The organism is Gimesia alba, assembly GCF_007744675.1.
Lineage (GTDB): Bacteria > Planctomycetota > Planctomycetia > Planctomycetales > Planctomycetaceae > Gimesia > Gimesia alba.
Genome location: NZ_CP036269.1, coordinates 4,666,177 through 4,680,571 on the forward strand (window position 1 = coordinate 4,666,177; position 14,395 = coordinate 4,680,571).

Consider the following 14,395-nt stretch of genomic DNA (forward strand, 5'->3'; position numbering starts at 1 on the left):
GGCTTAATACGCCGAGTTTTCGGGATCAGAAAGGACCAGAGAAATGCTGTGCTCAGGCGAAATAAGTGGAAAACGAAGTAGACACTTGAGAAATATGACTCAAAACGTGCCGGCCGGTTTCGATTTTTCCGCATCGTCGGAGGGGGGACTGGCAAGATTCAACACACCTCGGAATCCAACATCCGCAGGGGGCGTCCGCATATTTTCCGCAGACCGTTTCCAGACTTCCCAGGATTTTTGATTCCCACGCACCACCCGCATACTGGGAACGACGGGTCGTTTGGGTCCCGTCCAGTCGCGCACTACTCCTGCATCTGAGAGAGACAGTGCAGCCTGATAGGCGTTGTCGGAGTACCAGTCATCACACCATTCACGCGCGTTCCCCGCCATATCCAGCGCACCGTAGGGGCTTTGATCGCCGGGAAATGTCCCAACCGGATCGATTTGTCCCGGGTGGCGCGTTTTCTGCCACAACGCTCGCCCATTGCCCCAGGGATACTGAAAACCGCTTTCGCCTCGCGCCGCTTTTTCCCATTGCGCTTCGTGTGGCAATTGCTTCCCCATTGTACGTGCATAATTCAAAGCGTCAGTATAAGAAACCCCCATTGCGGGAAAATTGGCAGGCTGACTGTCATTACCGGCGGGTTCAGGAATCTTGCCTTTTGCCGCAATCATTTCAGAACGCCAACGACGATATTGTTCGAGCGTGACTTCGTGCACATCGATATAAAACGCATTCTGATAGATCGTGAAATCCGGGCGGGTATTCTTTTCGCCGTTCTTCGTTCCCTGCACTGAGATCCCCGCAGGGACTAATACCATCTCGCTATAATCGCGTTCACAGCGAATCCGATTCGGAAACCCTTGTGAAGAATAGCCAGCCTCCTTGACTGCGGAAAATCCTTCGGGCAATTTGAAGGAGGGATCTGGTTTTGCCTGTTCCGTCTGTGTATCGTCTTTGACAACCGTAAATGTTGTTGAATTGATCCCCGGTTTTTCAGGCAACACCACTGCGACCTGCTCGGTCCCCTGCCCTGCGGCAGCTGTCTTTTTGATTTCGAAATTGTGAATGTAATCTACAATTTCAAACATGTCTTCTGAATCGCCCACCACTTCTTGCGGTTTTGCTTTCGGCTTTTTCTTAGCTACAGATTTTGAGGGCTTCAATTTTGGCGCCTGCATTTTGGGAGCCGATCTGTTTTTCTGTGACTGCTTTGGCTGCTCCATAACAGCCCCACCCCCACCACAACCGACAGCCAGCAGCATAACTGCTCCTATCAGACAGGGAATTGATCCTGCATTTTGTTTTCGATTTCGCATCATCTTCAGCACCAAAATTTATCGAAGCATTTGAAAACAGACCTGAGCTACAATCGATTTTAACATTCCTGCAACTGAATAACAGCCTTTTCAGGTAATTCTGATCAGAATGATTCCTGAACGGATTCGACCAGCAGTTTCTCGAACTCCTGCATTTCAGCACACTGACGGGCAATCTCGGGATGCGCAAACACGCGCACCCGCTTCACAAAATCGTCAAACTGCTTCCGCGCCAGTGTATCCACGACGGGCGAGACGATATGCAACGGTTGATATCTAGCTTCGCGCGCCGAATAAATTTCGACATCAAATTCCACCTCGCGATGTGTAGGCGGTGCATCGATCAGAATATCGGTCGACTCTACCTTTTGATTCAAACGCTGTGCAATTCGTTGCGCCAGATTCTCGCTCCACTTAACGAGCGAAGAGACCGGCTGATGGGCGATCAACTCAAACACATCAGCCGATTCATAAAAACTGAATTCAGCGACACGCTTATACAATAATCGTTTTGTACTGAAGATACCTTCAACCAATCGTTCGCACGCCGTCCCTTTTGCCTGTTTACGTAAGACAGCAATGGAGTCTGCTTCTGTCAACTGAAAATATTCCGTCAGATCCAGCTTGGGATACAGATGAAAAAAGGCGCGGGCAAACATCGTACTGGCAGAACGCACCGCATGATGCCAATAGACTTCGCTGAACATGACATACCGGGCAAACACCATCAATTCAGCCGCGGTTTTTCCTTTCGAACCAATCGCCAGTCCATCGCCGGCTTCGTTGACCATCAGTGAATGGATCAGTCGATTCTTATCAAAATTGCGGCCGTAAGGCACACCGGCGTGCAGGCTGTCTCGATCCAGGTAGTCCATTTTATCAATGTCAATGGGCCCGGATAAAATCGATCGCACCAGTCGCATCTCTGTCGTATCCGATTTCGGAACTAAGATATCCAGAACCTCTTCCGGCTCAATGCCCCATTCCGACTTCAAGATGCCTGCCAGCTCATGCCCTTCTGACAGAAATTCCCGTGCGAACAGCTCGTGCCGGGGGATGCCTTCCAGAGACATATCTTCAATCAAATGACAGAACGCCCAGTGACCAATATCGTGTAATAACGCCGCGGCAATCAGCACCTCCGCAGTATGCACATCGATAATCGCAGCAAATCGGGCATCTTTTCCCAACTGCCACAGATACTGCAACGCATTATGGTAAACGCCTAACGCGTGCTCGAACCGGGTATGAGTTGCCCCAGGATACACCAGCGCCGTAAACCCCAGCTGAGTAATCTGCGACAACCTGCGAAACTCAGCCGTATCCACCAGCGCACGCACACGCTTCGTAAAGGGAACATCCTGTTGATAAGGAATGCGAACCAAACCGCTACCAGACTGTAAATTGGAAAGCTCAGGTATCTCGACATAGGGATGGTTCATAAAGCATCAATCAGTTTTTGATTTACATATTCACGGATCAGGCCAGCAGTGTCGAGCGATCATTGGGAGAAAACAGCTCCTCTACGACCGTTGCAATCATCTCGTTATCTTCCTGTGCGCCCTCGGAACACATCGCATCCCACAATACGCGCCCCGCTTGGACAGCCCGTTGCACCTTCGCTGGTAACAGTGTGCTTTGAACCGAAGGCCGCAGACCTTGATTCTGAATTGCCTCTGACAATACATTGGGAATCAAGTCGATTTGATCAACGGATTCAAATTCTACCATTCCCACCAGAAGCGGATTCACGCGTCCCTGAATCAGAGAACGGACATCATCCTGATACGCGATCAACGGTTTTCCCAGAATCCAGGCCATGGCTGCTTCTGAAACCGCACCTTCATCGGGCGTCCGGCCGTTCAGATTCCAGACCATCGCTTCGCATTCTTCAACAAGCTGATACACATCCAGCGCAAAAATGGCTTCATGCAAAAACTGAGCCGCCGTCGGTGTATCCCAGTTCCGTTCTACCAGAACATCCAGCACCAGGCGAAACTCCATGCCATCCCGATGAGGTAAATAGACTTGATATCCGGTTTGGGTTAACTGATCGGCAATCGCCGTCATTTCTTCGCGTTCAGATCGATTAAATAATGGGCCCGCACAGTAAACGCGTATCTGCTCATCAGAATGTTTCATGGTCAAACCTGTAATGCTTCCTTGCTGAAAGAAAACCATTTAGAATATTAATTGAGATGGGATCCTGCGAGATATTGTAGCAATACGCCAATATTTTTCACCCAAACCAGATTCTTTTCAGCTTTCTTCTCTAAAATTCGTAATCTGAATCGCCTATCTTGTCACAAGATTATCGCATGTGTACCTGAATCCAGACCAATATTTATGAATCAAAATACGACAGCCTCATCCCAATTTGACAGCCGCCGTTTCACCTACGGACTACTCTGCATTCTACTGGGAAGTGGTACGGTCACTCTGGCAGTACAATCCATTTTCAGCAATCTGGACATCGCCACCTTATACGTCAGTTCCGATTTATGGCAAAGTCTCATCCAGGACTGGTCCGGCCAGATCGAACCGGCAACGCGATCCGCCATCATTCCCTTTTTCCCCCTGATGGGTTATCTGATGATCGCTGCCCTGGGTACTTGGGCCGGCGGTGCTTTTTTGATTTCTAAAACACAACGCCGTTCCTATAGCTCCGCGTTAACGGAGTGGGGCTGGAACGGATACCGCTGGTGGCTGCTGCCCGGTGCCTGGGAAATTTTTCGCGTGGCTGCCTTCATTCTTGGTTGGACCAGTATCGAAAGTCTGCTGCTGGCAACATCTCAATTCTGGTTTTCCGTAGCCATCGCAGTCTGGATCGCCGCCTTTGCCGCATTACTCTTCCCCGTTTCCCCGTTGGATTCCGAACTGAAAACGGAAGCCGTAAATGAAACTCGTAAAATCGTGATTCCTTTCTCTGCCTGGTTGATGATGGGGCTGTTTGTGACCATATTCACGTTCATGAACTGGCGATTGTATGAAGGCTTGCTGCTACCCCACGGCGATTCTGCCATGTATGAAGAACACCTCTGGAATGTGTCGCACGGAAAAGGTTTTCGCAGCTATCTGGATCAAGGTCTCTTCTGGGGAGAACACATTCAGTTCATCCACCTGTTCTTACTGCCGCTATATCTGATCAGGCCTTCTCACTTAATGCTGGAATTATGTGAAACACTGGCACTGGCCGTTGGTGCGATTCCCCTGTATCGCATGGCCGTACGTCATAGCCGTTCGGCGCTCGTCGGCAAAACTATCGTAGCCGCTTATTTATGCTATTTTCCGCTGCAGTTTCTTGACATCGCCATTGACCTGAAAACGTTTCGCCCGATTTCGTTCGGGGTCCCCCTGCTGCTGTTTGCACTGGAAGCGATCGAAATGAAACGCTGGAAGACAACAGTCGTTCTCCTATTACTTACATTGACCGCCAAAGAAGACTACGCCATCATGCTCGGCCCGCTGGGGCTTTGGATTGCCTGGCAGCAATGGCGCACGCGAAAACAGGAAAGTGCCACAGCCAAACCGAATTTACTGAAAACAGTCGCTCCGGGTGTCGGCCTTTCCCTGTTTGCGGTGGTCTATCTGGCATTCGTCGTGAAAGTCGCCATTCCCTGGTTTCGTAGCGGCGAACAGGTGCATTACGTTGGCTACTTTCAAAAATTCGGAAACTCACTTGGTGAAGTCGTCCAGAATATTTTATTCAACCCGGCACTGCTGTTGGGGGAACTGTTCCGCCCCGATACCTTTATTTATGCTCTAGCGCTGCTTGTCCCCTTAGGCTTCCTGCCTCTGTTTTCGCCAAGCCGTTTATTGGTGGCGACACCGATTTTCGGTTTGCTTTGTCTTAATGAACTGGCCCACGATCCCCGCCATCACTTCCATGCACCGATTGTCCCCATTCTCTGCTGGGCGGCAGCATTCGGCGCTGGGAATATCCCCGCTTTTATTGACCGCTGGAAATGGAAAATCAAATCAACAACAGCACAAACGTTTGCCACACATTTTCTCTGGTCCTCAGCCATCGCCACAGGCATCTTTTTCAGCTTGGGACCATTGGGCCTGGTTTTCTGGGACTCCGGTTCATCCTGGTATTGGCAGCGGCTGTATGTCCCCGGCGAACGAGCCAGACAATTTGAGAAAGTGGCGTCACAGATACCACCTGACAGCAAGGTCGCATCAACCGATTTCGTCCATCCTCGCTTCACGCACCATGCACGCTCTTACGATTACAGTAACTACAAACGCAAAGTCAACGAGTACCAGTCGGGAGTCCCCGCTGATACCGACTATATCGTGATTGACACACAGCACCCTTACAGCGAAATCAAAACCCCGGATCAGATTCCCGAATATCATGATCACCCCGATCAGTGGGAGTTGATTCCAGATCAGACAAACGGTTATTTCATTATCCTGAAACGTAAATCGGCACCAGGATCCGACTCGAAGGATTGAGAGAACAGTAAAGTCAGCCTGATTTTTCTCCAACACGGGGCTTCTCTTTCCGCAGGCAATGGTAATAATAAAAGGTACGCCCAACCGCCGGTATTCCATTCTGGCAAAGGAGACGCAATTGTGCGTTCGCCAATCTGAGCAAGTTACCCCCGCCAAACCCTCTGCGAAATTGTGAAAATCAGCCTCATTTCCCAGAGTTTTTTGAAGAATTCACCGACTAGCCCCCCCGTTTCCAGTGACTTGTGAAGAATGTCCAGCTAAGGTATGCGGCAAGTGGAATGTCGGTTTTTTCCAGAGACAGACAGAGCTCTTCGGCCTGCAGTTTGAGGAAGCACATACAGAAACTTGTTTAGTCACAGAAAGTTAAAGTCCGGTCGGACACGAGATTGAAACATGGCACAACAATATATCATGCAACTGGAAGGCGTCACTAAAGTCTATGAACAGAAGGAGATTCTGAAAGACATTTGGCTTTCGTTTTTCCCCGGTGCCAAAATCGGGGTTTTGGGGGCTAATGGTGCTGGTAAAAGTACACTCCTGAAAATCATGTCAGGGGAAGATACCAACTTTTCCGGTGAAGCCCGCCCCGCCAAAAATATTAAAATCGGTTACTTCAAGCAGGAACCGGATTTGGACCCCAATCAGACGGTTGATGAATGTATCTCGGAAGCGGTTGCAGAATCCCAGGCGATTCTCGATCGCTACAACGAAGTCAACATGCTGTTCGCCGACGATCCTTCTCCGGAAGAAATGGAAAAGTTAATCGAAGAACAGGCAACCCTGCAGGACCAGATTGACGCCGCCAATCTCTGGGAGCTCGACCGGACATTAGAGATTGCCATGGATGCGATGCGAGTTCCGCCTGGCGATTCAATTATCGGCAGCCTGTCCGGTGGCGAGCAACGTCGCGTGGCACTCTGTAAAATCCTGCTGCAAAACCCCGACCTGCTGCTACTCGACGAACCGACCAACCATCTCGATGCAGAATCGGTTGCCTGGCTGGAGCGGTATCTGCATAGCTTCACTGGCACGGTTGTCGCGATCACCCACGATCGCTACTTCCTGGATAACGTCGCTGGCTGGATTCTGGAACTGGAACGAGGCAGAGGCCTTCCCTTCGAAGGAAATTATTCCTCGTGGCTCGAACAGAAACAGTCGCGTCTGGCAGTGGAAGAAAAACAGGAATCCAAGCGTCAGAAATTCCTCAAGCGGGAACTGGAATGGGTTCGCATGTCACCCAAAGCTCAGGCTTCCAAAAACAAAGCCCGTATCCAGCGTTATGAAGAATTGGCTGCCGAAGAATACGAAAAGCAATCTGACGCATCCGACATTCAAATTCCGATTTCCCGACCGCTTGGTAGCCGGGTTCTCGTGGCCGAAAATGTCACCAAAGGTTTCGGCGACAAACTGTTGTTCGAAAACTTCACTTTCGAATTGCCCCGTGGTGGAATTGTGGGAGTCATCGGCCCGAATGGTGCCGGAAAGACCACGCTCTTCAAAATGATCATGGGGCTGGAGAAACCGGATAGTGGAACATTGGAACTGGGCGATACGGTTGAACTTTCCTATGTTGACCAGAGCCGGGATGCCTTGAATCCGAAGAAAACCGTTTACGAAGAGATTTCACAAGGACACGAACACCTGGTCGTTGGTAAGTCCAGTATCCACGCACGAACGTATGTCGGTCGGTTTAATTTTAAAGGCCCTGATCAGCAGAAGCTGGTAGGAGAACTTTCCGGCGGTGAGCGAAATCGCGTGCACATGGCAAAGCTCCTGCGTTCCGGCGGTAACCTGTTATTGCTGGACGAACCGACAAACGACCTGGATGTCGAAACCCTGCGTTCACTGGAAGAAGGACTGGAGCATTACAGTGGTTGTGCTCTGGTCGTCAGCCACGACCGCTGGTTCCTCGATCGCCTGGCGACACATATCATCGCTTTCGAAGGCGACAGTAAGGTCCGCTGGTTCGAAGGCAACTACAAAATGTACGAAGCCAAACGCCATGAGGAACTCGGTAAAGATGCCGACTCGCCTCATCGAATTCAGTTCAAGCCACTTTCGCGCTAACTGCTAAAAAGCTTTATTCAAGCCACCCAGGAGTATTCCCCACAAAGAATACTCCTGTTTTTATTTAGCGACGATTTCCTCTGACTCGACTTAAAGTGGAACTCGCATCGAATTCGGTTTTTGATTTCGAGATCTGCTGAACCTCCGGCTTTCTATTCGATTCAATCCGAGCCAACTCAACAACTTTTTGGGCAGATATTAATTGGGCTTTTGAGAAATAAGGCACACCTCCACCGATGTGGCGGTTCTTCTTTTTATTGGCCAACTCCTGCCAATCCATATGGCTGCCCAGATGCCAGGCGATAGCCTGCATCATTTCCAAATCATCTCTGCGGGGATTAAATTTCTTCAGCAACAATACCAGCGCCTTATCTTTGACCTTGGTTTCAATGGGCCTTAACTCATAAGTCTTCAGACTGGAAGGACAAGGCTTTCCATGCTCCAGACAGACCGACCGTAATTGCAGGCGAACTGTTTTTTCTGGAGGAATAGTAAACAGCCCCTGGAAGTCAAAATTCTGATTATTCCCCACTGGTGACAAATTGCCTCCCACCGCCTGACTATCGCCGGTCTGTGCTTGCTGATTCCCTTGCAGCCCCTGCAAGAGCCCATTCCCCTGATCGACCTGAGCCAGAATATGCACTGATGAAACGGCCGACGGAACTTTCACAGTCAGCGGTTCTGTTGTCTGATTGGTGATGAAGACCGACGAGCTATAAGCACTCTTGGGAAAGACTCTGGCAGAAAGTGTTTTCTGCTGGATCCCCTCAAACAGACTTACCTGAGGTACATCCGGCTTCAAAGTTAAGGTTGTGATCACACTCTTTTTAGGAGTCCCATTTACTGGTTCAATCGAAGTTCCTCCGATGAGTAACACGATTCCCAGAATTGACAGCAACTGTATTCGTTTGGTCATTTTCCACTCCTGTCTACCAGATTTACCAGGTCATACTCGTAGTGATTTGAAAATACTGCTTTCACTGCCAGCACCAATCCAGCAGGCATATGTACAAGTCCTACACGCAATAAAAATGTGCAGGTACATCAGCGCATTAAAATATGATTGCTTCTTTGAGCGCGGCTTCAAATCTGACAGGTCAACTGAACGACGATCACTTTACAGAACTTTGAAAGTCTGTGATATTGAGCAAAATTATTGAAAGACAAAAGAATGGATTCTATTAAAGATATGTTGCTCTATTTTTAACAATAACAATCTGGTTTGAAGATTTCAAATTTTTTTTCATAAATATTATTTCATTACTCTCTGGAACACATCTTATGAAAGACTCAAACCGAACTGTCCGCTGGGGTATCCTCGGCACAGCACGTATCGCAGAAAAAATCAGCATTGCCATTCATCAGGCTGATAATGCAGAACTGACCTGCATCGCCAGCCGTGATCCGGTGAAAGCAGCTGACTGGTCGCAACGGCACCATGTAAAACGAAGTGTAGGCAGCTATGAAGCACTCTTGCACGATCCGGACATTGATGCAGTTTACATCCCTTTACCTCCCTCGATGCACGGCGAATGGACGGTTCGCGCAGCCAAGGCCGGCAAACATGTTCTCTGTGAAAAACCGTTAGCTTTAAATGTGAATCAAGCCAGAGAAATGCGACGCGTTTGTCTGGAAAATCAGGTTCAACTGATGGACGGTGTGATGTGGTACCACCATCCCCGTGCTCATGAGATACTGAAACTGATTCGCAGTGATGCACTCGGAGAACATCGCCGTTTCACTTCTTCATTTACATTCTGCTGGGACGAAGTCCCAGAAAATGATTTGCGATTACAGCGCGATCTGGGCGGTGGCTCGCTGGGTGACCTTGGCTGGTATTGTATCGGTGCCGCACTTTGGGCATTCAATGAACTTCCCCAAAAAGTGTTCGGCACCGCGCGACCTTATAATGATGTTGACTATAATTTTTCCGGCATTATGTGGTTCACTAAAAATCGCATTGCTTCATTTGATTGCGGATTTGATGTGAGTATGCGGAAATGGTTTGAACTCGCTGGCACGAAAGGCTCGCTGGTCTGTGATGACTTCACACGTCCCTGGGAAAATAAGAAGCCTGCCTTTTATGTTAACGACGGCTTCGGCAACGCTACCAAACACGAGACGGAAGCCCCTTTACAGGAAACCTGTATGATCAACCATTTTTGCGACATTATTCGTTCTGGTCGGTTAGAGCAACAATGGCCTGATTTGGGAATCAACACACAACGGGTCCTGAATGCCCTGGACTATTCTGCCCGTACAGAAACCGTGGTGAATTTAGCTGACTTCTTTCCCACATAATAGAATACAAAAAAAGCACCCTCACCATTTACGATGATGAGGGTGCCTGAGGTGGAGACTCCCGCCTCGATGCAAGCCTGCTTCCTATTCGGAAACGTTGTGTGATTTTTGACTTTTAATAGTTGTAGCCGCCTCGTCCTTCTCTCACAGGAGGACGATCGCAGACGATGTCGTTCTCTCCGTCACAGAAGTCAAACTGATCATGGAAATCACTGCCATAGGTGTAGCCTTTATGGCCTGAGGCACCAGCGACATAGAAACTCTGGTTAATCCGTCCGAAGGCACTGCCCACATCTTCGAGTTCCTGGTTCACGCCGTGAGCAACTTCGCTGAGTCCTACTATCATCGCCAGCACGGCAATCGTTGAGACAAGGACCAGTTCAGACGAGACGATAAATCCCGCCTCTTCATTCATCAATTGGATCAGCATGAGTTTCATGTTGATGGTCTCCAGAAAGAGTTTTGGTTCATTTTTTGTTTCGGGTTAAATAAAGCCTACAGGGGTGGTGAAGCCCTGCAGGCTCTCAGCATCGGAAAGAAAGCACGTTTCGGGTAGAGGGTTGTCAGAATGTGACGCGTCGATTATTGCACGTCCCACTGACCAGAGCAGAAGTCAGATTGATCGTAGAAGCTGCTGGATTCAGTACAGGCTTTGTGGCCGTGTGCGTTGCTCAGCATGTAAGACTGATCGATACAAGAGAAAGCACTGCCCACATCCTCAAGTTCCTGGTTCACGTTGTTGGCAACTTCAGAAAGTCCGACAATCATAGCCAGAACGGCGATGCTGGATATCAGCACGAGTTCTGCAGAAACAATGAAACCGGCTTCGTCATTGATGAGTTGGTTGAGGATGTTTTTCATAGTTGGTGTCTCCAAGTGGTGAAATATTGTTTTGCATCGAGTTAAACGTTTCAAAGTTGATACTGGGGTGTAAAGCAAGCTGAATACCAAACGGGCCAAACCGTTAAAAAGTTTTTACAATCTGTATAAAACTATCGATGCAAATCATTATTTTGTAAGGAGATAGAAATCTTCCTTATCGGTGTTTTTTTCTGACCGGGATCGGAAGGGCTCAAAACGGTGATGAGGCGAAATCACAACACGATATCAGCCCAGACTGATGTCTTCCTCATAACATACTTTGAAATAATGAGTTATCGAAATGATGTCGCTTCACAACATGGTGAGAAAACGCAACACGAAATTCAGAGGTCTGATCTCCGCCCGTATTTGCCTGAATAATCCCATCAATTGTCAGAGTCTGTTAAAAACAGACGAAGCGGGCCCTGCTTCGAGGTAAAAAATCAAAAAAGTCACTGATATCCACGATTTACTTCACCTCGTACTCTTGACCTCTGCGAATAAGAAGACATAATCTCAAGCACAGGAACCACGTACCGTGACCTACGGTGATCAATTCACTAATGAATAGGTACGTGTTGACTTGCGGGTGTAGCTCAGTGGTAGAGCACCACGTTGCCAACGTGGCTGTCGAGGGTTCAAATCCCTTCACCCGCTCTTTTTTTTCGCACATAGAATCTCAGGGATCTACTCCAGCCCCCATCATTATTCATGAGGGGCTTTTTATACTTTAAGTAGTATCACATAAAAGCAGCGTCGCAGTATAATACTGCCGCCCTCAGATTGAGTGCCGAACTTTGGTAATGCCCCCACAGCTGTTTTCTACACATAAGTAAAGAAAAGGATTGGACCGTGTCTGACGAACTCGCCACAACTGATGCCACCGCTGAAGAAACTGTCTCTGCGGATAGCGAGTACAAAATGTCCGTGACCGCCAAAATTGATGAGGTTGGTCCCTGTAAAAAACATGTCACTGTCACTGTTCCTCGCGCAGACATTGACCATTTCTATTCTGAATCCGTTTCAGAATTAGGAGGCCAGGCAACGGTTCCTGGTTTTCGCGTGGGCCATGTGCCCAAGAAGTTGATCGAAAAACGCTTTCGTCAGGAACTGACCGATCAGGTCAAACAACGGGTTTTAATGGAAAGCCTGGAGCTGATTGCAGAAGACAACGATCTCGACCCGATCAATGAGCCAACAATCGATGTGGAAAGCCTGGAAATCCCCGAAGAGGGCGAATTCCAGTTCGAATTTGAAGTTGAAGTTCGCCCCGATTTCAAATTGCCGGAATATAAAGGCCTGAAATTAGAACGTCCTGTTCGCGAAATTGGAGATAAGGACGTTGATGAATACCTGAACCGCTTCCTGAACCAATATGGTGAAATGGAAGAACGCAAAGAGGCAGCGGAAACAGAAGACTACCTGGAAGTCTCGATTAAATTCGAACACGATGGCAAACCGCTCAGCGAAGTCAATGAGTTGGTTGTCCCACTGCGACCTGTCTTGCGTCTGCAGGATGCGGAAATCAAAGATTTCGGCAAGTTGATGGCCGGAGTCAAAACAGGCGATACCCGCGATACGGAGATCGAAGTCTCTGAAGAGGCAGAGCAGATCGAAATGCGGGGCGAAAAAGTCAAAGCCACATTCACTGTGAAAAGTGTAAAATTCATCAAGGTCCCTGAGATCAACGAAGAGCTTCTTGAAAGAATCGGTGCTGAATCTGAAGAAGAGCTGCGAGAAGAAGTCAAAAACATTCTCGAACGTCAGGTGACCTACGAGCAACGCCAGACGACTCGATCACAGGTTCTGGACAAAATCACCGAATCTGCAGACTGGGATCTGCCTGAGTCCTTAGTGACTAAGCAGGTTGAAAACGCGTTGCGTCGTGAAATCCTCGAAATGCAGCAAGCTGGTTTTTCCCGCCAGGATATCCAGGCTCGTGAAAACGAACTGCGTCAGCAGGCCATTTCCTCAACACGCAAAGCATTGAAAGAGCATTTCGTGCTGGATAAAATTGCGACAACAGAAAACCTGGAAGTTCAGCCCCAGGAAATCGACATGGAAATTTACTATATGGCAATGCAGCAAGGGGAAAGCCCACGCCGCGTTCGTGCCCGTATGGTTAAGTCCGGTATGATCGAAAATCTGGAAGCACAGCTGCGTGAACGGAAAGCCGTCGATGTCATTCTGGAAAAAGCAGAATACACCGAAACGGAAATGGAGAAACCAAAAGAAAATCAGGTTTCCGCAGTGGCCCGGTCTGTCTGTTCTACATTCGCTGCAGCAGCCAGCGAAGAGGAAGAAGCCGGAGCAGACGAAGAATAAGTCTCACACATTCTTTGTCCATGTAGACTCAATCGCGAAAGCGGCGCTGTTGATACAGTGCCGCTTTTTTAATGCTCTCGAATCTCTCAACTGACATTCTGCACGATGCTTCAACCTGCTAAACTCAGTTTATGAATGATTTAGAGGTCGTTGACAATTCGTGTTCGCATCGTCCCGTGATTATGCTGGGCGCCAGCAATCTAACGCGCGACTTCCCACTGATTCTGCGGCTGTTGCAAACTTCAATGGACTCCCCGGCGGACATCTTCACCGCGATGGGTCACGGCCGCTCATATGGCACATGGAGCCGCCTCATCCATCGAGCACTGCCTGGAATAACCAAATGTGAACTCTGGGACGCGCTCCCGAAACAGAATGCTGAAAGCCATCAGCCTTTGGCGCTCTTAACTGATATTGGCAATGATCTGATATACGGTCAATCAACGGAGACCATCTTTCGCTGGGTCCAGGACTGCGTCAGACAACTCCAGATTATCGATGCCCGAATCATTATCACCCTGCTTCCAGAGGAGAGTCTTGCACGCCTTTCAAACATCCGCTTTGAATTAACACGTCGGATGTTTTTTCCCAAAAACCCGGCCTCTCTGACTGACCTGATCCAGAAAGTGCAACATCTGAATCAACAACTGTTAGAGTTCGCTGATTCCAATCAGTTACAGATTGTCGAAGCCTCACGAGACTGGTATGGATTTGACCCGATTCACTACCGTTACTCGCAAAGAGCCGCACTCTGGAAATCGATTCTGGCGAACTGGGACATCCCCATCCTGGAACAGAGTCCAGCAAAACAACGCTGGTACGATACGTTTTACTCCGTATTCCACCTCAAGCCTGCCTTGAAGCGACAGTGGGGTAAATTACAACACGCAGCACAACCAACGCAAATTCTGCCTGATGGTACCCGAATTTTGATGTATTAAACGATATTTGTACTAATCCCTTACTACTTTTAAGTTTACACCATCTCCTTTTCTATATTTCATGCTAAATGCTGGTTAGTGAGTGATATATTGGTAAAGGCGACGCCTTAATAAAAGAG

Annotated in this window: 11 protein-coding genes and 1 tRNA gene; 6 read left to right on the forward strand and 6 right to left on the reverse strand. The window is 48.6% G+C overall.

Annotation, left to right across the window (positions count from 1 at the left end):
* Window positions 1–99: 99 nt before the first annotated feature.
* The 3 genes from Pan241w_RS17335 to Pan241w_RS17345 form a co-directional block, all read right to left on the reverse strand.
* Complete coding sequence (locus Pan241w_RS17335; protein WP_145218277.1) at window positions 100–1,323, reverse strand: formylglycine-generating enzyme family protein; 1,224 nt, start codon at window positions 1,321–1,323, stop codon at window positions 100–102.
* Window positions 1,324–1,424: 101 nt separating this feature from the next.
* On the reverse strand, window positions 1,425–2,762 hold the full coding sequence (locus tag Pan241w_RS17340; protein WP_145218279.1) for an HD domain-containing protein: 1,338 nt from the start codon (window positions 2,760–2,762) through the stop codon (window positions 1,425–1,427).
* A 37-nt stretch (window positions 2,763–2,799) separates the two neighbouring features.
* Entirely contained in the window at window positions 2,800–3,462 is a 663-nt protein-coding gene (locus Pan241w_RS17345; protein WP_145218281.1) for a nucleoside 2-deoxyribosyltransferase, read from the reverse strand.
* 204 nt (window positions 3,463–3,666) lie between these two features.
* Here Pan241w_RS17345 and Pan241w_RS17350 point away from each other — a divergent pair, with 204 nt between their 5' ends.
* Together Pan241w_RS17350 and ettA are read left to right on the forward strand one after the other, a co-directional pair.
* Window positions 3,667–5,781 carry a DUF2079 domain-containing protein gene (locus tag Pan241w_RS17350; RefSeq protein ID WP_145218283.1) on the forward strand — a complete coding sequence of 705 codons (2,115 nt, stop codon included), beginning with the start codon at window positions 3,667–3,669 and terminating at the stop codon, window positions 5,779–5,781.
* Window positions 5,782–6,174: 393 nt separating this feature from the next.
* Entirely contained in the window at window positions 6,175–7,848 is a 1,674-nt protein-coding gene (gene ettA / locus Pan241w_RS17355) for an energy-dependent translational throttle protein EttA (protein WP_145218285.1), read from the forward strand.
* Window positions 7,849–7,912: 64 nt separating this feature from the next.
* On the opposite strand, the gene Pan241w_RS17360 is transcribed toward ettA, so the two are convergent.
* A complete protein-coding gene (locus Pan241w_RS17360; RefSeq protein WP_145218287.1) occupies window positions 7,913–8,764 on the reverse strand; it encodes a hypothetical protein in 852 nt (283 codons plus the stop codon).
* 365 nt (window positions 8,765–9,129) lie between these two features.
* Here Pan241w_RS17360 and Pan241w_RS17365 point away from each other — a divergent pair, with 365 nt between their 5' ends.
* On the forward strand, window positions 9,130–10,149 hold the full coding sequence (locus Pan241w_RS17365) for a Gfo/Idh/MocA family protein (RefSeq protein ID WP_145218289.1): 1,020 nt from the start codon (window positions 9,130–9,132) through the stop codon (window positions 10,147–10,149).
* A 115-nt stretch (window positions 10,150–10,264) separates the two neighbouring features.
* Here Pan241w_RS17365 and Pan241w_RS17370 read toward each other — a convergent pair whose 3' ends face one another.
* Both Pan241w_RS17370 and Pan241w_RS17375 read right to left on the reverse strand, forming a co-directional pair.
* Window positions 10,265–10,588, reverse strand: a complete 324-nt coding sequence (locus Pan241w_RS17370) for a branched-chain amino acid aminotransferase (protein WP_145218291.1) — start codon at window positions 10,586–10,588, stop codon at window positions 10,265–10,267.
* Window positions 10,589–10,731: 143 nt separating this feature from the next.
* Window positions 10,732–11,010, reverse strand: a complete 279-nt coding sequence (locus Pan241w_RS17375; RefSeq protein WP_145218293.1) for a Flp family type IVb pilin — start codon at window positions 11,008–11,010, stop codon at window positions 10,732–10,734.
* A 585-nt stretch (window positions 11,011–11,595) separates the two neighbouring features.
* Between Pan241w_RS17375 and Pan241w_RS17380 the strand changes: the two genes are divergently transcribed.
* The 3 genes from Pan241w_RS17380 to Pan241w_RS17390 all read left to right on the forward strand — a co-directional run bounded on the left by Pan241w_RS17380 (window position 11,596) and on the right by Pan241w_RS17390 (window position 14,276).
* Window positions 11,596–11,667: transfer RNA gene (locus tag Pan241w_RS17380), tRNA-Gly, on the forward strand.
* 195 nt (window positions 11,668–11,862) lie between these two features.
* The gene (tig, locus tag Pan241w_RS17385) at window positions 11,863–13,335 is read left to right on the forward strand and encodes a trigger factor (RefSeq protein WP_145218295.1); all 1,473 of its coding nucleotides are present in this window, start codon (window positions 11,863–11,865) and stop codon (window positions 13,333–13,335) included.
* Between the two features lie 131 nt (window positions 13,336–13,466).
* The gene (locus tag Pan241w_RS17390) at window positions 13,467–14,276 is read left to right on the forward strand and encodes a hypothetical protein (RefSeq protein WP_145218297.1); all 810 of its coding nucleotides are present in this window, start codon (window positions 13,467–13,469) and stop codon (window positions 14,274–14,276) included.
* The last annotated feature ends 119 nt before the right edge of the window (window positions 14,277–14,395 follow it).

Coding starts and splice junctions, on each gene's coding strand:
- Pan241w_RS17365 (WP_145218289.1), top strand. CDS start 9,130: ATGAAAGACTCAAACCGAACTGTCCGCTGGGGTATCCTCGGCACAGCA.
- Pan241w_RS17350 (WP_145218283.1), top strand. CDS start 3,667: ATGAATCAAAATACGACAGCCTCATCCCAATTTGACAGCCGCCGTTTC.
- ettA (WP_145218285.1), top strand. CDS start 6,175: ATGGCACAACAATATATCATGCAACTGGAAGGCGTCACTAAAGTCTAT.
- Pan241w_RS17340 (WP_145218279.1), bottom strand. CDS start 2,762: ATGAACCATCCCTATGTCGAGATACCTGAGCTTTCCAATTTACAGTCT.
- Pan241w_RS17390 (WP_145218297.1), top strand. CDS start 13,467: ATGAATGATTTAGAGGTCGTTGACAATTCGTGTTCGCATCGTCCCGTG.
- Pan241w_RS17345 (WP_145218281.1), bottom strand. CDS start 3,462: ATGAAACATTCTGATGAGCAGATACGCGTTTACTGTGCGGGCCCATTA.
- Pan241w_RS17370 (WP_145218291.1), bottom strand. CDS start 10,588: ATGAAACTCATGCTGATCCAATTGATGAATGAAGAGGCGGGATTTATC.
- Pan241w_RS17335 (WP_145218277.1), bottom strand. CDS start 1,323: ATGATGCGAAATCGAAAACAAAATGCAGGATCAATTCCCTGTCTGATA.
- Pan241w_RS17360 (WP_145218287.1), bottom strand. CDS start 8,764: ATGACCAAACGAATACAGTTGCTGTCAATTCTGGGAATCGTGTTACTC.
- Pan241w_RS17375 (WP_145218293.1), bottom strand. CDS start 11,010: ATGAAAAACATCCTCAACCAACTCATCAATGACGAAGCCGGTTTCATT.